Consider the following 17,427-nt stretch of genomic DNA (forward strand, 5'->3'; position numbering starts at 1 on the left):
GCTGCAGCACCCGCGAGGGAGCTTCACACAATATTGCACGCGCAGCCGCTCCGGCCGCGGCATTGAGCACTGCGATTCTGCAGATGCGGTGTGCGCCCGGTGTGCACCGCATGGGTGCGCACCGCCACCGAGGCGCGAGCTACCTCCGCTTGCCCAGGCGCGCGAGCATCTCGTTGTAGGCGCGCAGCTCGGCATCCCCGGAGCGGGCCTCCGCCCGATCCTTGCGCTTGGCCTCGCGGTCCGAGGAGCGCGACCACTGCACGGCCGCGCCGATCGCGAGGATGAGCGTGGGGAACTCCCCGATCCCCCAGGCGATGCCGCCTCCCAGCTGCTGGTCGTCGAGCGCACTCGACCACGGCTGGCCCATGTTGCCGTACCAGTCGCCCTCGATGAGCACGGTCGAGGACATGATCGAGATGCCGAAGAACGCGTGGAACGTCATCGTCACCAGCAGCACGAGCAGGCGCACCGGGTAGGGGAAGCGCTTGGCGCCCGGGTCGATGCCGACGATCGACTGCGCGAACATGTACCCCGCGGCCAGGAAGTGCAGGAGCATGAGCTCGTGGCCGATGTGGGTGGTCAGCGCGTACTCCATGATCCCGGAGTAGTAGAAGACGATGAGGGAGCCCGCGAAGTTGATGGCCGCGACGATCGGATTGGCGAAGAACCGCAGCCAGTGGGAGTGGACGAGCACGAGCACCCACTCGCGCAGGCCTCGGGAGCCGTCGGTGCGCGGGTGCACGGCGCGCATGAGCAGGGTGATGGGCGCGGCGAACGCCATGGGCAGCGGGACGGCCATGACGATGAGCATGTGCTGGATCATGTGCCCGGAGAACAGCACCTGCCCGTAGACCACGGGACCGCCGCAGGTGACGTAGAAGAGGCCGGCCATGCCCAGGATCCAGCTGAGGGTGCGCAGCACCGGCCACCGGTCGCCGCGGCGGTGGAGGCGCACGGCGCCGGCCACGTAGAGCGCCACGGCGCCCACCGCGACGACCACCCACAGCGGGTCGACCGACCACTGGAGGAAGTAGTTCGCGCCGCTCGGCGCCGGCGGCAGCGGCTCGCCCGTGAGGATCTCCGCGGGGGTGGGGGCGCTGGGCGGCTCCTGGCTGACGGGCGGCTGCGAGCGCGAGAGCGCCACGCCCATCGCCATGACCGCGCCGAACAGCACGACCTCGGCCAGCACAAGGCGCCAGAACTCGGCGCGGGCGCCCGCGGCGGCGGCGAGGCGCCCGATGACGAAGCGCCGGTGCCAGTAGCCCAGCGCCATGAGCAGCACGGTGAGGAGCAGCTTCGTGAGCACGAGCACGCCATAGCGGCTGCCCCAGTCGCCCAGCCCGTGGACCCGCAGGCCCGCGTTGACGAGGCCGGAGTAGACGATGACGAGCGCGCCCACGAGCGCGATCGCCGAATAGCGCCGGACGATGTCGGCGAGGTCCGCGCGCCCCGTCAGCCGGGGGGCGAGCAGGGCGAGGGCGAGCAGCCCGCCCATCCACAGGGTCACCGCGCCCAGGTGGAGGAGCAGGCTGTTGACGGCCTGGGTGTGCCCGCTCGCCTCGGAGGCGTGGCCCATGAGCGCCTGGGGGACCAACGAGACGACGGCGCAGGCGAAGGCCCACGCGATGCCCGTCCAGCTCCGCGAGGCGAAGACGACCATGGAGGTCACGACGGCGAGGAGGAGGATGAGCATCCACAGCCGGCCCGCGTCCACCGTGGCGATGTACTGGCCCAGCTGCGCGGAGAAGTCGCCCGCATAGGCCTGCGCGCCGGCGGCGTCGACGTAGGTGAAGACGAGCACCGCCGCCGCGGCGAGCGTCCACACGACGGAGGCGGCCTGGGCGATGGCCAGGGCGGCGCTCCAGGCGGGGTCGAGGGCGGGTGCCGCGGGCGGGGGCCCGCCGGCGGCGGCGCGCTCGGCACCGCGGCCCTTCCGCCTGCGACTGCGCGGGGTGCGCGGCAGTGCGAACAGGGCGAGGGCCAGCGCCCCGATGGTGAGCGCGGTGGCGGCGTTGAAGACGAAGAGCGCAGCCGGCAGGCCGAAGCGGGCCAGCGCACCGGGGTCCCCGATCGCCTGCTCGGCGGCGGCACCGGCGAACCCGAGCGCCCACCAGCCGGCGGCGATTGCGGCCAGGGCGAATGCCGGGACGGCGAGCCTGCGCAGCAGGCCCGCGGCGCGGAGCGCTGGCTCGGCCGGCGCCGGCGCGGCGGCCTGCCGGTCCTGCGGCTCGGCGGGCGGGGCCGGGGGCCGGACCGTCACAGCCTCCGGTCGGCCAGCGCCGGGAAGTCCTCGCGCCGCCGGCGGATCGCCGCGACGTCGATGTCCGCGGCGATGATCGTCTCGTCCGCACCGGCCTGGGCGAGCGGCCGGCCCGCCGCGTCGATGATCGCGGAATGGCCGCCCATCTGCATGCCGCCGTGGTAGCCGGCGGTGTTGACGGCCACGACGGCGCAGAAGTCCTCGAGCGCGCGCGCCCGGGCGAGCAGCTCCCAGTCGGCAACGCGCGGCGCCGGCCAGGCGGCGGGCACGACGAGCACCTCGGCGCCGGCGTCGAGCAGCCCCCGGAACAGCTCCGGGAAGCGCAGGTCGTAGCAGGTCGCCAGGCCGAGAGTGACCGGCCCCTCCGGCAGCTGCACCTCGACGGCCACGATGTCCTCACCGGCCTCGAGGAGCTTGGGCTCGCCGGAGCCGAAGCCGAAGCGGTGGATCTTGCGGTAGGTCGCGACGAGCTCACCGGTGGGCGCGATCAGCAGCGAGGTGTTCCACAGTCCGCGCGAGCCGTCGGGCAGCTCCGGCAGCGCCGTCACGTCGTAGTCGGCCTCGGCGAGTCGGGCCAGGGCGCGCTCATCGGCCTCGATGACCGAGCCCGCGTGGACGTAGGCGCCGATCGCCTGGGCCGCCGCGGACAGCGCGGTGAAGGTGGGCCCGGTGGCGGGGTCCTCGGCGCGCCGGCCCCAGTCACGGTAGGTGAAGCCCCCGGCGGGCCACAGTTCGGGGAGGACGACGAGGTCCGCGGAGCGCTGGGCGCGCACGAGCGCCGCGGCGCGCGCGATCCGATCCGCCTGCGATTCGCTGTCCGAGTACGAGAGTTGGATTGCCGAGACGCGCATGGTTCCAGGGTAGTCGATGCGCGGTGCGCCCCGTCGCGCAGTGCGCCCCCGCTGGCAGGGCGCGCCCGCGAAGGCAGGCCGTCGAATGCGGGCGGCCGAACACAGGCGGTCGAACGACGCGGGCCGGTGAATGCAGCAGGGCCCGCCTCCGAGCGGAGGCGGGCCCTGCTGGCAATCCCAGGAGGATCAGCTCACTTCTTGGGCGAGCCTGCGGCAGCCTTGAGCTTCGAGCCGGGGGAGAGCTTCACCGAGTAGCCTGCGGCGATCTCGATTTCCGCACCGGTCTGCGGGTTGCGGCCCTTGCGAGCGGCACGCTCGGTGCGCTCAACGGACACCCAGCCCGGGACGGTGAGCTTATCGCCCTTGGAGACGACCTCCGCGAAGGTCTCGAAGACGCCGTCGAGGACGTCGGAGACCTGCTTCTGCGTGAGACCGGACTTCTCTGCGACCTCGGAAACGAGCTCACTGCGGTTCTTAGCCATGTAAGTGTCCTCCTTCAGGACATAGCCGGTTGTGCACCGGGTCGGTTATTCACCGGAACGAACGTAGCAGACGTTACCAGCTGGACTTCGTGATGCCCGGCAGCTCGCCGTTGTGCGCCATCTCGCGGAAGCGGACGCGCGAGAGGCCGAACTTGCGGAGGTGGCCGCGCGGGCGGCCGTCCACCTGGTCGCGGTTGCGCAGGCGCACCGGCGAGGCATCGCGCGGCAGCTTCTGCAGGGCCAGGCGGGCTTCCTCGCGCTGGTCATCGGTGCTGTCGGGGTGGACCAGCTGGCGCTTGAGCTCGAGGCGGCGCTCAGCGTAGCGGTCGACGATGGCGCGACGCTGCTTGTCGCGTGCGATCTTGGACTTCTTCGCCATTCGGGCTCAGCGCTCCTCTCGGAATTCGACGTGCTTGCGGATCTTCGGGTCGTACTTCTTGAGCACGATGCGATCCGGGTTGTTGCGGCGGTTCTTGCGGGTGACGTACGTGTACCCGGTGCCGGCGGTCGACTTCAGCTTGATGATCGGGCGGACATCCTGTGTCTTGGCCATCAGAGCTTCACTCCCTTGGCGATGAGGTCGGCCACGACGGCGTCGATGCCGCGGGCATCGATGAGCTTGATGCCCTTCGTGGACACGTTGAGCGTCACCGTGCGCCGCAGGGACGGCACGAAGTAGCGCTTGCGCTGAATGTTGGGATCGAAGCGGCGCTTGGTGCGTCGGTTCGAGTGGGAAACGTTGTTCCCGAAACCGGGGACCTGCCCGGTTACCTGGCAGACTGCTGCCATTTCTCTCCTCCAGTTCACTTGCTGGCGCATCCGCGGCCGCGGGCTGGGCCCGGGCCGGATCCGCCGAAGACATCGCGCGTGCCGCGTGAGCCCGGGGGGCTCGACGGCGTGCGCTTCGACCGCGCGGCGGCGCGATCGAGATGTCTCACCAGCGCTGAAGCATGTGGCCTGTGAGAGAGGGCCTTCGCTTGCGTGCTGCGCGGGGTGAGCACCGGCGAGCGGCTTGCCGCGCCGTGGCCGTGGATGGGGCCCGTGCACGGGGCGCACTCGCCCACACAACAGGCACCAATCCTAGTGCCCGCCCGGCCGCCGCGTCCAATCACGGCGGCGGGGTTGGGGTACCGCGGTGGAGGCATGAGGCGGGCACGGGCGCCGGGAGATGCGCTGGAAGGCCCCCGCCCCCGGGCCGCACAGTTCCCCGCGCAGTTCGCCGTGCAGTTCACTACGCAGTTGGCTGCGCAGTTGAAGGAGGGCACGGAGCGTGTCATCGTAGGTCCATGCTCGGGATCATCCTCAGCTCAGACGCCGCGGCGGCGCCCCGATGACTCCGCCCAGCGGCTCCGGCTTCCCCACCGGCCCCGGCGCCGCGCGCCTACGGGACGGGGCCCGCCCGCACCCTGGCAACGCTCGCGCCGGCGGCGGGACGGCCGACCGCTCGGACGCCGAACTCGACTGCTCGACGTACTACGAGTACCTCGCGGCCCATACCGATTCGCTGCCCGTCGTCGCGGACGCGCCGCCTGCCGCGCCCACCGTCGGAACTCCCGCTGCTGCGCCCACCGCGGCCGGATCCCATGCGGCCAAGTCGCATGTGACAGGGTCTCCGCCCGCTGCGGGCGGGGCGCCGCGGCACAGGCGCGCGCTCCTCGTGTGCATCGCGGCCGCCGTCCTCCTCCTCGTCCTCATCGCGGTCTGGGCGATCGGCAGCGCGCTGCTCGAGCCCAGCGACGGCCTCCAGCCCGCCGAGGAGGGCCCGGCGGCCTCCCACGCCGCGGGCCTGCGCGCGCCCGCGCAGGCGGTGCCCGGCCGCTAGACTGAGCCCACCGGGTCCGGTGCCGGGCGCAGCGAGGCGCGCGCACCGCGCGAAGCGATGGCAGCAGGAGGTAGCGCATGAGCCCCCCGCAGGGCCCCACGGGCGACGACCGTCTGCCGGCCAAGCCGAGCGGGCGCCCGCCGAGCGCGAATGGCCATCCCTACATCAACCCCGCCCACTCGAACGCCTACCGCTCGCGCCACGACGACCCGCCCGCAGAATCCGGTGCGCAGGACGGCGGTGGGCGCGAGGGCCCGGCACGGCAGCCCGGCCCCGCGCAGGCGGCGGGGGCCCCTGCAGCGAACAGCGCCGCACCTCACGGCGCTGCAGCGAACAGCCCTGCGCCGAACGCATCCGCGCCCAGCAGCCCCGCCGCCGACTTCGGCCCCGGTCCGGACTTCGGCCCGCACCCGGGCCAGCAGCCCGCGATGCCGTTCGGGCAGCCCGGACCGCACTTCGGGCCGCCGCCGGGCCACGCGTTCGGGCAGGCCGCCTACGGCTCACCCCCCTCCGGAGCTCCGGGCTCGGGCGGACCCGCGCATGTGCCCGCCGGCCCTGCGTGGCCGGGTTCCGGTGCGCCGGGCGCCTCCCCGGGCCTCGGCGCGGCTGCTGCCCCGGCGCCCCCCGCTGCACCGCAGCAGGACGCCGCCGCGGGCGCCGGCGATGCGCACGCGGCGCCCGCCGACCGGCCCCGCAGGCGCCGCGGGCTGGCCGTCGCGCTCGTGGCCATCGGGGCGGTGCTCGTCGTCGCCGCTGGCTTCGGGATCACCTCGCTGGCCACCGGCGGGTTCGGACAGCGCGCAGACACCCAGGCCGGCGGGGGCCGTGACGGGTCGAGGGGCGAGGGCTCGGGCGGCGATGGACCGCAGGCGGGGCAGCAGGGCGAGGCCACGAGCACGGGGCCGAGCAGCGCCGCGGCCGCGGATCCGAAGTCCCAGCTCGACGCGATCGTGACAGACGACACCCGGACGGCGAAGACGACGCTCGAGGGCCGCTGGGTGGTCCAGCTGAGCTCCAAGAAGCCCGACAGCGCCGATGAGGCGGGCTATGCGGCGGTGCTGAAGAAGTACAGGGGGGAGAAGGCCTCGCACCCCGATGCCATGCTCCTCTTCAGCAGCGACTGGCCGAGCTTCCTCGGAAAGGGCTACTGGGTGACGATCCTCGCGAAGCCCTATGACTCGGGCTCGGCCGCGGTGGCAGCGTGCAGGGACCTCGGCCTCGACTCAGATCACTGCTACGGCAAGAAGCTGTCCTCAACCGAGGGGCCCAAGGGGACGTACAAGTACCACTGAAGGCGCCCACCGGGGAGCGCTTCAGCGCGCGTAGGGTCCCTGTCCCCCCTGGTTGCGTCCCCCCTGGTTGCCGTAACCGCCCTGGCCCCCGTGCCCGCCCTGGGAGCCCGGGCCGAACTGGGGAGCCGAGCCGAACTGGGGAGCTGAGCCGAACTGGGGAATCAGGAGATCCAGCTAGCGCCTTAAGTGAACTCCATCACGAACAGCGGCCGCCCGGCAGAGGTCTGCCGGGCGGCCGGAAGCCGGATGCGCGCCGCCCGAGCGCCTCAGCCGGGCGCCGGGGCGGTGCGGGCGGGCGTTGGAGCGGCCCCCACCGGGCGCTCGGGCGGCGCGGCCGGGCGCTCGGGCGGCGCGGCCCTCAGATGAGCAGCTGGCGGGGATCCTCGAGTGCGCGGCCCAGGTCCGCGAGGAACTTCGAGATGATCTCGCCGTCGACCACCCGGTGATCGGCGGAGACCGCGAGCGTCGAGATCTCGCGCGCCACGATCTCGTCGTCGACCACCCACGGGCGCTTGCGCACCTGGCCGAAGGCCACGATCGCGGCCTCGCCCGGGTTGATGATGGGCGTGCCGGCGTCCACGCCGAAGACGCCGACGTTCGTGATCGAGATCGTCCCGCCCGCCTGGTCGGCCGGCTGCGTGCGCCCGGCCCGGGCGGTCTCGGTGAGCGCCCCCAGCTCGCGGGCGAGCCGGCTGAGCGAGAGCTCGTGGGCGCCCTTGATGTTGGGCACGATGAGCCCGCGCGGGGTCGCGGCCGCGATCCCCAGGTTCACGTAGCGCCGCACGACGATCTCATCGCCCTCGAGCGCGGCGTTGATGCGCGGATTGCGCAGCGCCGCCCAGCACACGGCCTTGGCCACGAGCAGCAGCGGCGAGACCCGGACGTCGGCACCCAGCGCCTGGGAGGCCTTGAGCTCGCGGGTGAACGCCATGGTGGCGGTCATGTCCACATCGAGGAACTCGGTGACGTGGGGCGCGGTGAAGGCGGAGTCCACCATGGCCTGGGCCATGAACTTCGTGACGCCCTTGAACGGGATGCGCTCCTCGAGCGCCGCACTCTCCGCGGGTGCGCCCACCGCCGCCGAGGCGGGGGCCGGCTGGGCCTGTGCGCCGGCCCCGGCGCGGTGGCGGTGCAGGTCCTCGCGGGTGACCTCGCCGTTGGCACCGGTGGCCGCCACGGCCGACAGGTCGATCCCGAAGTCCTTGGCGAGCTTGCGCACCGGGGGCTTGGCCAGCGGCCGGCCGCCGGCGGCGGGCGCACCCTCCGCGGCGGCCTGGGACGCCTCGGCGGCGGGCTGGGCCTGAGCCTGGGGCTGCGCCTGAGCCTGGGGCTGCGCGGCGGGCGCCGGGGAGGCCGGTGCTTCCTGCGCCCGCCCCTTGCGGGCACGGCGGCTCGTCGCGGCGGGCTTCGTGCCGTAGCCCACGAGGTTGGGGCCGGTGGACTCCTCGGCGGCGGCCGCGGACGGCTCGGCGGGCTGGGTGGGCGTACCGGGCGCCCCGGGCTCGGTGGCGGCGTCCTCACCGCCGGCCCCGGCGAACTCGATGATGGGGCTGCCGACCTCGACGGTCTGGCCCTCCTCGGCGAGCAGGCGGGCGACGGTGCCCGCCTGGGGGCTGGGCAGTTCGACGAGCGACTTGGCGGTCTCGATCTCCACGAGGATCTGGTTGACGGTCACGGCGTCGCCGGGACCGACCTTCCACGCGACGATGTCCGCTTCGGTGAGGCCCTCGCCCACATCGGGCAGGGGGAAAACGTTGGGCATATGCGTCCTTCTCCTGGTGCCGGGCTCAGTACGCCAGCGCGCGGTCGATGCCGTCGATGATGCGATCGAGATCGGGCAGGTAGTGGTGCTCGAGCTTCGAGCCGGGATACGGGGTGTGGAAGCCGCCCACGCGCAGCACGGGGGCCTCGAGGTGGTAGAAGCAGCGCTCGGTGATGCGGGCGGCGATCTCGGAGCCCAGGCCCAGGAACACCGGGGCCTCGTGGGCCACGACGAGGCGGCCGGTCTTGCGCACCGAGGCCTCGATCGTGTCGAAGTCGATGGGGTTGAGCCCGCGCAGGTCGATGAGCTCGACGCTCGTGCCCTCCTCCGCCGCCGCGGCCGCCACGTCCATGCCGGTGGGCACGAGCGGGCCGTACGTCACGAGCGTGACGTCGCTGCCCTCGCGGACCACGCGGGCGCTAAACGGATCCAGGCCGGGATCCGATTCGTCCACCTCGCCGCGCAGCCAGTAGCGGCGCTTGGGCTCGAAGAACATGATGGGATCGGGGCTCGCGATCGCCTCCTGGATCATCCAGTAGGCGTCGTGGGCGTTGGACGGGGAGATGATCTTGAGGCCCGCGTGGTGGGCGAAGACGGTCTCCGGGCTCTCCGAGTGGTGCTCGGGCGAGCCGATGCCGCCGCCGTAGGGCACGCGGATGACGATGGGCATGTTCTCCGCCCCGTGCGTGCGGTTGGTCAGCTTCGCCAGCTGCGTGACGATCTGGTCGTAGGCCGGGAAGATGAACGCGTCGAACTGGACCTCGATGACCGGCTTGTAGCCGCGCACGGCCATTCCGATCGAGGTGCCGACGATGCCGGACTCGGCGAGCGGGGCGTCGATGACCCGCTGCTCGCCGAAGTCCTTCTGCAGGCCCTCCGTGACGCGGAAGACGCCGCCGAGCTTGCCGATGTCCTCGCCGATGAGGAGCACCTTGGGATCATCGTCCATCGCCTTGCGCAGGCCGGCGGTGATCGCCTTCGACAGGGGCAGTGCCGCCACCTCAGTGCGCTCCCTCGGACTCGGCGAACGAGTCGAGGTAGGCCAGGTACTCGGCCCTCTCCTCCTCGATGAGGGGGTGGGGCTCGACGAAGACGCTGTCGAAGATCTCCTCGACCGGCGGGGTCTCCATCGACACGCAGGCCTCGCGGATCCGCGCGGCGAGCTCGTCGGCGGCGGTGTCGACGTCGGCGAAGAAGTCCGCGGGGGTGTCCGTGTGCTTCTCGAGGTAGCGGCGCAGGCGCACGATCGGGTCCTTGGCCTTCCACTCCTCGTCAAGAGCCGCGTCGCGGTACTTCGTGGGATCGTCCGCGGTCGTGTGGGCGCCCATCCGGTAGGTGAAGGCCTCGAGCAGCATGGGCCCCGCACCGGAGCGCACGTTGTCCGCCGAGGCGCGGGCCACGGCGTACATCGCGATGATGTCGTTGCCGTCGACGCGCAGACCCGGCACGCCGAAGCCCTGGCCGCGGGTGTAGAGCGGCACGGGGGTCTGCACCGAGGTGGGCTCGGAGATCGCCCACTGGTTGTTCTGGCAGAAGAAGAGCACGGGGGCGTGGAATGCGCCCGCGAAGGTAAGGGCCTCGGAGACATCGCCCTGGCTGGTCGCACCGTCGCCGAAGCAGGCGACGGAGATCGCATCGCGGTCGCGGTCACCGGTGCCCACGTCGCCGTCGAGGCCGATGCCCATGGCATAGCCCGTGGCGTGCAGCGCCTGGGAGCCGATGACGATCGTGTACGTGTGGAAGCGGTGCTCCTGGGGGTCCCAGCCGCCGTGGTTCTGGCCGCGGTACATGCCGAGCAGGGTCTCCGGGGCCACCCCGCGGCACCAGGCGAGGCCGTGCTCGCGGTAGGTGGGGAAGACGAAGTCCTGCGCCCGCAGCGCCCGGCCCATGCCGATCTGCGCGGCCTCCTGGCCGAGCAGGGGGGCCCAGAGGCCCAGCTGTCCCTGGCGCTGGAGGGCGTTGCCCTCCGCATCCACGCGGCGCACGAGGACCATGTCGCGGTAGAAGCCGCGCAGGTCGTCGTCGCTGAGCTCGGCGGCGAAGCCGTCGTACTCGCCGGATTCGATCCGGTCGCCTTCGGGGGTCAACATCTGAATCATCATGGGAGGCTCGGACCGCATCTGCGACTCCATTGTCCCAGTCATGTTCGATGTCATACCGATCTCCTCACGTCTTGGCGGTTCGGGGGTTGCCCGCACCGTCGAATGAGCCTGGTCCGCCGCCGGTTTGGCGCCGCGACCCGGTGATGCATTTCACATAGTGGTCACACGCTAACCGATGGGCGGCACTTGTGCCAAACTTCGCCCGCCGCGGCGCGCGGGACGCCGCGCGGCCCCCTCGGGCCGACGGCTCGCCGACCACGCTAGGCACCCCCTCCCGTGGCGTATCGGCGGGCGCACAGGCCCCCGCCGGCTGCTTGTCCGCCGGCGACAATTGCTCGGACACCCGAGCATCCGCCCAGCTGAGAAGGTCGGACATCCAACCGTGCGGTGCCGCGGTGCCCCTCACCGCCGCACCGCCTCGTACTCCTGGCTGCCCGTGACGGGCCCCCGGAAGTCGTCCGTGTCGCGCATGAAGTCGGCCAGCTCGCGATTGTGCGCGCGCTCGAGGGCGTCGATGGAGCGGCGGTAGCCGGCGCCGTCGTGCCCGCTGCCCGGGGACTCGCCGGGCGCGTGCGCCCGGTCCACCGTCACGGTCGTCCAGTGGCTGCGGTCGGGGTTCGTTCCGCCGTCGAGGTTCGGCACCAGGTCATCGGCGTGCTCCACGGAGAGCACCCGCGTGCCTGCCGGGATGTCGAAGTCGGAGATCGGGCTGCCGGCGGTGAACAGGCCGCGCACGCGGTAGCGGCGCCGGAACGCCGGATCGGCGGCGAGCGAGCCGGCCACGATGCCGCCCTGGGAGTAGCCCACGAACATCACCTCGCTGCCGGGCCGGAAGCCGGCGCCCTCGAGGGCACGGCGGACCGCCTCGCGCATCGCGGAGTCCGAGCCCGCGACCGTCTCCACGTTCGTCGTGAGGTCCGTGCCGTTCCTGCCCCCGCGCGCCGCCCAGTCGGTGGTCGCGGGCACGTAGACGACGGCGCGCTCCACCCCGTCCGGGCCCAGCACGCGGTCCACCCGGACGCGGCCGTTGGCCCGGCCGCGGTGGGCCTCGAGCTCCCGGTCGAACACCTCGGCGGCGGTGCGCGGACCGGGCCCCGCCGTGCCCGTGAGCGGCCGGCGCTCGACGCGCACTCCGGTGGGCAGGAGGAGGCCCAGGCTGTGGGCGGCGGCGGCGAGCAGGCGGGTGAGGGAGACCGAGTCGTGCGGCCAGGGTGCCAGATCGCCGGAGGGGATGCCCGGCGGCAGGCCGAGGAAGCCGGAGACGGCCCCGGGCAGCACGTACTCGATGAGCGCGCGGGCGGCCCCGGGGTGGGCGAAGGCTGCACGCTCGACAGTGGTCAGCACCCGCCGGCCGACGTCCTCGACCGCCCGCTCGAGGACGTCGGCCGTGTCGCAGACGGGCCGCGCGCCGAACGCGCGCAGCACGGAGTTGTGGACGCGGTCGAACCCCTCCGCACCCGCCCACACCCCGCCGGCGGCTACGACGACGGGGGCCGCGGTGGCCACCGCGAACGGCAGGAGGGTGCGGGCGGCGTGCCCGGCGACTGCGCCGATGCCGGTGAGGGCCTCGTCGAGCACCCGCTCGGCAAGCGCCTCGGCGGCCTCGTAGCCGCGCGCCGCGGCGCTCAGGCCTGCCGCCGTGGCCCGCAGCTCCAGCGCGAGGCCGGCCGTCCCGGCCGCGAACGCCCCGCGCAGCACCCCCACGCGCGCCCAGGTGACGGGGGCGACCACGGCAGAGGCGGCCTCGAGCGCATCCTGGGCCCCGGCCGCCAGGCAGTCGCCGATGATCTCGCCCAGCTCATCGGCGGTGTGTGCGAGCGTGCGGGCGGTGGCGTGCAGGTCCTCGAGCCGCGCCCCGGTGCCGCCGGCTCCCCCGCGCACGCTCACGGCCATGGGTGCCTCACGACCATGACCACACCGCGGCGCGCAGCAGCTCGTCGGCCAGGGTCGACCGCACGGCCGCGCGCAGCCGAGGACCGGGGAAGTGCAGGGCGAGCGCGTCGACGCCCGGCGGCACCAGCTCGGGGTGGGGGCAGGCCGCGCAGTCGTGGAAGACGAGCGGTGCGGCCGCATAGGCCGCGCTCGGGGCGAGCGCGGAGGTGGGCAGCACGGTGCCCGTGACGGTGCGGGCGGCGCCGTCCGGGATGAGCTCGGCGAGCAGCCCCGGCAGGTGGGGCGCGGGGACGCCGGCCCCGAACAGCGCGGCCGGTTCAGGGCTCACCGCCCCCGCGGCGAGCGGCCCAGCGGCACCCGGCACTGCCGAGCCGGGGCGCTCCGGAGCTGCCGGGGCGGGGTGCTCCGGGGTGGTCGGACGGGGGTGCTCCGGTGCTGTTGGACCGGGTCCGTCCGCGCTCCGCCCGTCACTCCACCCCCGCAGGACGACGACCGCCGTGGAGCCGACGACCGCCGCCTGGGCGAGCAGCCGCAGCCGGTCGCAGCTGATCCGCAGGAGCAGATGGGCGTGGGCGGCGGCGAACACGGCGGCCGCCGTGCGCACCCACTCCGCCAGCGCCTCGCGCAGTTCGCCGGTCTCCGCGCCCGCGCCGGCTGCGCCCGGCAGCGCGGGCACCGCGAGCCCGTCCGAGCCCGCGGACGCGCCCGCGCCGGCTGCCCCCGGGGCCGGTTGCGCACCTGCAGCCCCGGGGGCGCAGCCGCGATCCGCGGCCACCCGGTCGCGGGCGGGCGGCCGGAACTCCGGGGGCCACGCGGCGGCGAGATCGGGCGGCAGCGCGGCCACCGGTTCGTAGCCGAACGCCATCCAGGGCCCGGCTGCCCGCGGCGGGCTCACGGCGCCATCCCCGCCCCGGCACCGGCCGGCCACGGTCCCGTGCGCACGAGCCGGCCCACCTCCATGTCCGGCACGGCCGCAACGGCCGCGATGTGCGCGCGGTAGGCCCCCACGACGTCGCCGCCCACGCTGCCGGCGGCGGCGATCCGCCCGGCCTGCTCGCCCAGCCGGCAGCGGAAGTCCTCGGCCGCCGGCGAGTGCCATTCGACGCCCTGGGCGGCCCGGCAGTCCGCGGCCAGCCGCGCCATGCGGTCGGCCAGCGCGGCCCAGCGCTGCGCCGCCGCCTCGAGACTCTGCGTATCCATGGCGCCCACGGTGCCCCGGCCACCCCGTCCCGGCAGGGTGACCAGCCGGAGCTGTGGACCTCCCGCGGCCGCTCACAGCCCCGGTGCGCGGGCCGCGCAGCGCCCTGTGACCTCGGGCTCTGGGAGCGTGGGCCCGGTGCCGGGCGGGTGAGCGGCCCCCCGACCCCGGGACCCCCGAGCGGCCGCGGGCCGCCTGCGCGCGGCCAAGCCGTGCTTGAATGGGCCCATGACTCGCGTCTCCCTCGCCCAGCTCATCCCTGCCATCGCGCTCGGCCCCCTCGATGGCCGCTATCGGGCGGATGCGGCGCCGCTTGTGGACTACCTGTCCGAGGCCGCGCTCAACCGCGACCGGATCCACGTGGAGGTCGAGTGGTTCATCCACCTCGCGGACTCGCACGCGGTCCCCGGGGTCCGCGACCTCACCGACGGCGAGCGGGCGAGCCTGCGAGGCCTCGTCGACGGCTTCGACGCGGACACCGTGGCCAGGCTCAAGGAGATCGAGGCCGTCACCGTCCACGACGTCAAGGCCGTGGAGTACGTCATCAAGGACCGGCTGCGCGAGATCGGCGCGGGCGACCTCAGCGAGCTCGTGCACTTCTGCTGCACCTCCGAGGACATCAACAACCTCGCCTACGCCCTGGGCATCAAGGGCGCGGTCCAGGAGGTGTGGCTGCCGCGCGCGGCCGCGCTCATCGATGCGCTCGAGGCGATGGCGGCCGACCTCGCCGACGCGCCCATGCTCGCCCGCACGCACGGCCAGCCCGCCACCCCCACGACCATGGGCAAGGAGCTCGCGGTGCTCGCCCACCGCCTGCGCAGGCAGTACGGGCGGATCGCCCACGCGGAATTCCTCGGCAAGATCAACGGCGCCACCGGCACCTACGCTGCCCACCGGGTGGCCGTGCCCGGTGCGGACTGGCCGGAGCTCGCGCGCACGTTCGTCGAGGGCCTCGGGCTCTCGTTCAACCCGCTGACCACGCAGATCGAGTCCCACGACTGGCAGGCCGAGGTGTATGCCGACATCGCGCGCTTCAACCGGATCGCGCACAACCTCGCCACCGATGTGTGGACCTACATCTCCCTGGGCTACTTCACGCAGATCCCCGTCGCCGGCGCCACCGGCTCCTCGACGATGCCGCACAAGATCAACCCGATCCGCTTCGAGAACGCGGAGGCCAACCTCGAGCTCTCCGACAGCCTGCTCGACGGCCTCGCCGCGACGTTGACGACCTCACGCCTCCAGCGCGACCTCACGGACTCCACGACGCAGCGCAACATCGGCGTGGCCCTCGGCCACTCGGTGCTCGCGCTCAACAACCTCGTCAAGGGCCTCGAGCGGCTCTCCCTCAACCGCGCGGCGCTCGCGGCGGACCTCGATGCGAACTGGGAGGTGCTCGCCGAGGCGATCCAGTCGGTCATGCGCGCGGCCTACCTGCGCGGCGTCGAGGGCATGGACAATCCCTACGAGAAGCTCAAGGAGCTCACGCGCGGCCATCGCGTGGGGCAGGCCGAGCTGCAGGAGTTCGTGCGCGGCCTGGGCCTGCCCGCGGAGGACGCGGAGCGGCTGGCGCAGCTCACGCCGGCCGCGTACAGCGGGGCCGCCGAGGCGCTGGCCCGCGCGGAAGCGCAGGCGTGGGGCGCGGCCTCGCACACGTGAGGCGCACCGCCGTTCCGGGCCGGATCCGCACCGCGCGCCGCCCGCCCCTGAGCCGCGGCTTCTGGGCCGCGGCCGCCGCAGCCGCGCTCGTCGTGGTGCTCGCCGCGGTCACGGCCACCCCCGTCTCGCGCTCGCGGGACTTCTCGCTCATGGGCGAGACGATCAGCCACCTCGACACCCAGGACAGGGTCGTCGCGCTCACGTTCGACGACGGGCCGGACGATGCCTGGCGCCAGATCCTGCCCATGCTGGCCGACCGCGGGGTGCGGGTGACGTTCTTCCTCAACGGCATGTACATGCGCAGCCACCCGGAGGTCACCCCGCGGCTCATCACCGCCGGCCACCAGATCGGCAACCACACGTGGTCCCACCGGCACATGCTCGCGATGACGCAGGGCCAGATCGCCCAGGAGATCGTCTCCACCGACGAGCTCATCCGCCGCGCGGGCTACCGCGGACGGATCGCCTTCCGGCCGCCGTACGGGCAGAAGCTCGTGGCGCTGCCGTTCTACCTGGCCACCCACAACCGGCTCAGCGTGCTGTGGAACAGCGAGCCGGAGGACTTCCACCACAAGGGCCAGACCGTCGACCAGATGGTCGACGCGGCGCTCCACCAGATCCGGCCGGGCTCCATCATCGTCATGCACCCGTGGTTCGACCGGTGGAAGACCCGGGCGGCGGCCGCCCGGGTCATCGACGAGCTGCAGGCCAGGGGCTACAGGTTCGCCACCGTCAACGAGCTCACGCAGCTGCGCGACGGCTGAGCGCGGCGCGCGCCCGGCGGTCGATGAGGTGCGCCTCGTAGGCCCGCTCGAAGAGGCCGGGCTCGAAGTGGTCGGCGAGCACCGCGGCCGCGAACAGCTCGGCGGCGTCGTCGTAGAAGTCGGCGGAGTCGCGCAGGGTCGTCGCGAGCTCCTCGGCGAGCATCCGCGCGAACACCTCCGGGGTGCAGGAGCGCCCGTCGGCCAGCTCGGCGCGCCGGCTGAACGCCGCCCACAGCTGGGTGCGGGAGAGCTCCGCCACGGCGGTCGAGGTCTCCGACCCGCGCGAGGTGGGCCGGCCGCGCAGCCAGCGCTCCAGGTGGTCGATGCCCAGGCGCAGGGCCGTGCGCAGGCTGTGCTCGCTCAGCGGCGCGGCGGGGGCCTGCGGGGCACTCACGTGGGCGACGAGCTGGGTGAGGAAGTCCTCCGCGCAGTCCGCGTCGCTCCAGGTGGGCGCCACCACTGCGGCCGTGTCGTGGACGGCGGCCAGCAGCGCGGTGGCGAACTCGAGCGGGGCCGCGCTCGCCCCGGCCCAGTGCTCGCCCAGCGCCAGGCCGATCTCGTCGATGGCGAGGGCGGCGGCGGGGCTGTCGAGCTGGACGGTCGCGCTGATCGTGCCGTCCTCGAACCCGCGGTACTCCTGGGCGAATGCGAAGACCCGGTGCCACCAGCGCGCGTCCTGCGCGCCGGCGAGCTTGGCGAGCACCACCTCGGGGCGGCGGCCCTGGAGCTCGAGGCGCCCGGCGCTGTGGAAGAAGAACAGGCCGAAGTCGGTGAGCGCGGCGCTGGCGGCGCTCTCCGTGCCGTCATCGGCGATCCAGCGCAGGTGCTCCTCGCTGGCGTGCATGGCGCGGGGGCGGATCGCCAGGCGGCGCGGCTTCGTCGTCTTCGCGTGCAGGCGGCGCCCGCCGCGGGGGTCGATGAAGGAGTTGTGGCCGCGCACGGCGGACGCGATGTTGAGCTGCGCGGTGATGATGTTGTCCCACCGGGGGCTCATCCCGTCCTCGAGGTCGGCCAGCCACACCTCCGCCGCGGAGTCCGCGGCGCAGGCGGCCTCGGCTCCCAGCGGAGGTGCGGTGACCGACGAGGGGCGGGGCGCCTCGGCGGCGGTCCGCACGGCGTCGACTGCCTGTCCCAGCTCGCTGCGATCCAGGGCTCCGGCGAGGCCGGAGCGCCCTGCGACGAGGGCGCGCAGCTCGGGCGCGAACTCCTCGTGCAGTGCGGCGACGAATTCCAGAGCCTGCGCGGTGAGGATGGTGTCGAAGCCGGGCTCGGCGGGCCCTGTGATCGTCATGCGGGACATGGTGGACTCCTAATCAGGCAGCCGGCCGTGCGGCCGGGTGGT

17 protein-coding genes are annotated in these 17,427 nt (G+C 73.7%); 4 read left to right on the forward strand and 13 right to left on the reverse strand.

All coding sequences use genetic code 11. From position 1 onward, the window contains the following. Positions 1 to 139 precede the first annotated feature (139 nt). From BRM1_RS09105 to rpmB, 6 genes are all read right to left on the reverse strand, one after another. Positions 140 to 2,260 (reverse strand): cytochrome c oxidase assembly protein, encoded by a 2,121-nt coding sequence (locus BRM1_RS09105; RefSeq protein WP_268525355.1) that lies wholly within the window; start codon positions 2,258 to 2,260, stop codon positions 140 to 142. Further along, positions 2,257 to 3,111, reverse strand: a complete 855-nt coding sequence (locus tag BRM1_RS09110; protein WP_268525357.1) for a nitrilase-related carbon-nitrogen hydrolase — start codon at positions 3,109 to 3,111, stop codon at positions 2,257 to 2,259. The genes BRM1_RS09105 and BRM1_RS09110 overlap by 4 nt, the downstream gene beginning before the upstream one ends. Before the next feature lie 191 nt (positions 3,112 to 3,302). Beyond that, positions 3,303 to 3,593, reverse strand: a complete 291-nt coding sequence (locus tag BRM1_RS09115) for an HU family DNA-binding protein (RefSeq protein ID WP_160954357.1) — start codon at positions 3,591 to 3,593, stop codon at positions 3,303 to 3,305. A gap of 73 nt (positions 3,594 to 3,666) precedes the next feature. Further along, positions 3,667 to 3,972, reverse strand: a complete 306-nt coding sequence (rpsN, locus tag BRM1_RS09120; protein ID WP_160954356.1) for a 30S ribosomal protein S14 — start codon at positions 3,970 to 3,972, stop codon at positions 3,667 to 3,669. A 6-nt stretch (positions 3,973 to 3,978) separates the two neighbouring features. Beyond that, a complete protein-coding gene (gene rpmG, locus BRM1_RS09125; protein WP_160954355.1) occupies positions 3,979 to 4,146 on the reverse strand; it encodes a 50S ribosomal protein L33 in 168 nt (55 codons plus the stop codon). Further along, on the reverse strand, positions 4,146 to 4,382 hold the full coding sequence (rpmB, locus tag BRM1_RS09130) for a 50S ribosomal protein L28 (RefSeq protein WP_160954354.1): 237 nt from the start codon (positions 4,380 to 4,382) through the stop codon (positions 4,146 to 4,148). Before rpmB ends, rpmG begins: the two co-directional genes overlap by 1 nt. Before the next feature lie 541 nt (positions 4,383 to 4,923). Here rpmB and BRM1_RS09135 point away from each other — a divergent pair. After that, the gene (locus BRM1_RS09135) at positions 4,924 to 5,415 is read left to right on the forward strand and encodes a hypothetical protein (RefSeq protein WP_160954353.1); all 492 of its coding nucleotides are present in this window, start codon (positions 4,924 to 4,926) and stop codon (positions 5,413 to 5,415) included. Between the two features lie 77 nt (positions 5,416 to 5,492). Beyond that, the gene (locus tag BRM1_RS09140) at positions 5,493 to 6,707 is read left to right on the forward strand and encodes a hypothetical protein (RefSeq protein ID WP_268525363.1); all 1,215 of its coding nucleotides are present in this window, start codon (positions 5,493 to 5,495) and stop codon (positions 6,705 to 6,707) included. A 358-nt stretch (positions 6,708 to 7,065) separates the two neighbouring features. Here BRM1_RS09140 and BRM1_RS09145 read toward each other — a convergent pair whose 3' ends face one another. The 6 genes from BRM1_RS09145 to BRM1_RS09170 form a co-directional block, all read right to left on the reverse strand. Beyond that, positions 7,066 to 8,469, reverse strand: a complete 1,404-nt coding sequence (locus BRM1_RS09145) for a dihydrolipoamide acetyltransferase family protein (protein WP_160953558.1) — start codon at positions 8,467 to 8,469, stop codon at positions 7,066 to 7,068. 25 nt (positions 8,470 to 8,494) lie between these two features. Further along, complete coding sequence (locus BRM1_RS09150; protein WP_268525365.1) at positions 8,495 to 9,469, reverse strand: alpha-ketoacid dehydrogenase subunit beta; 975 nt, start codon at positions 9,467 to 9,469, stop codon at positions 8,495 to 8,497. 1 nt (position 9,470) lies between these two features. Beyond that, on the reverse strand, positions 9,471 to 10,568 hold the full coding sequence (pdhA, locus tag BRM1_RS09155; RefSeq protein WP_160953559.1) for a pyruvate dehydrogenase (acetyl-transferring) E1 component subunit alpha: 1,098 nt from the start codon (positions 10,566 to 10,568) through the stop codon (positions 9,471 to 9,473). Positions 10,569 to 10,973: 405 nt separating this feature from the next. After that, positions 10,974 to 12,464 carry a hypothetical protein gene (locus BRM1_RS09160; RefSeq protein ID WP_268525367.1) on the reverse strand — a complete coding sequence of 497 codons (1,491 nt, stop codon included), beginning with the start codon at positions 12,462 to 12,464 and terminating at the stop codon, positions 10,974 to 10,976. Between the two features lie 7 nt (positions 12,465 to 12,471). Then, a complete protein-coding gene (locus BRM1_RS09165; protein WP_268525369.1) occupies positions 12,472 to 13,359 on the reverse strand; it encodes a hypothetical protein in 888 nt (295 codons plus the stop codon). Then, positions 13,356 to 13,664 carry a hypothetical protein gene (locus BRM1_RS09170; RefSeq protein ID WP_160953562.1) on the reverse strand — a complete coding sequence of 103 codons (309 nt, stop codon included), beginning with the start codon at positions 13,662 to 13,664 and terminating at the stop codon, positions 13,356 to 13,358. Before BRM1_RS09170 ends, BRM1_RS09165 begins: the two co-directional genes overlap by 4 nt. Positions 13,665 to 13,890: 226 nt before the next feature. Here BRM1_RS09170 and purB point away from each other — a divergent pair, with 226 nt between their 5' ends. Both purB and BRM1_RS09180 read left to right on the forward strand, forming a co-directional pair. Beyond that, the gene (purB, locus tag BRM1_RS09175) at positions 13,891 to 15,321 is read left to right on the forward strand and encodes an adenylosuccinate lyase (RefSeq protein WP_268525371.1); all 1,431 of its coding nucleotides are present in this window, start codon (positions 13,891 to 13,893) and stop codon (positions 15,319 to 15,321) included. After that, positions 15,318 to 16,085 (forward strand): polysaccharide deacetylase family protein, encoded by a 768-nt coding sequence (locus BRM1_RS09180; protein WP_268525373.1) that lies wholly within the window; start codon positions 15,318 to 15,320, stop codon positions 16,083 to 16,085. Before purB ends, BRM1_RS09180 begins: the two co-directional genes overlap by 4 nt. Here the strand turns inward: BRM1_RS09180 and BRM1_RS09185 are convergent. Beyond that, positions 16,063 to 17,385 (reverse strand): hypothetical protein, encoded by a 1,323-nt coding sequence (locus BRM1_RS09185; protein WP_268525375.1) that lies wholly within the window; start codon positions 17,383 to 17,385, stop codon positions 16,063 to 16,065. The two genes, BRM1_RS09180 and BRM1_RS09185, sit on opposite strands and share 23 nt — an antisense overlap. Between the last annotated feature and the right edge of the window lie 42 nt (positions 17,386 to 17,427).

Origin of the sequence: Brevibacterium sp. BRM-1, assembly GCF_026802075.1 — a bacterium.
Classification (GTDB): domain Bacteria; phylum Actinomycetota; class Actinomycetes; order Actinomycetales; family Brevibacteriaceae; genus Brevibacterium; species Brevibacterium rongguiense.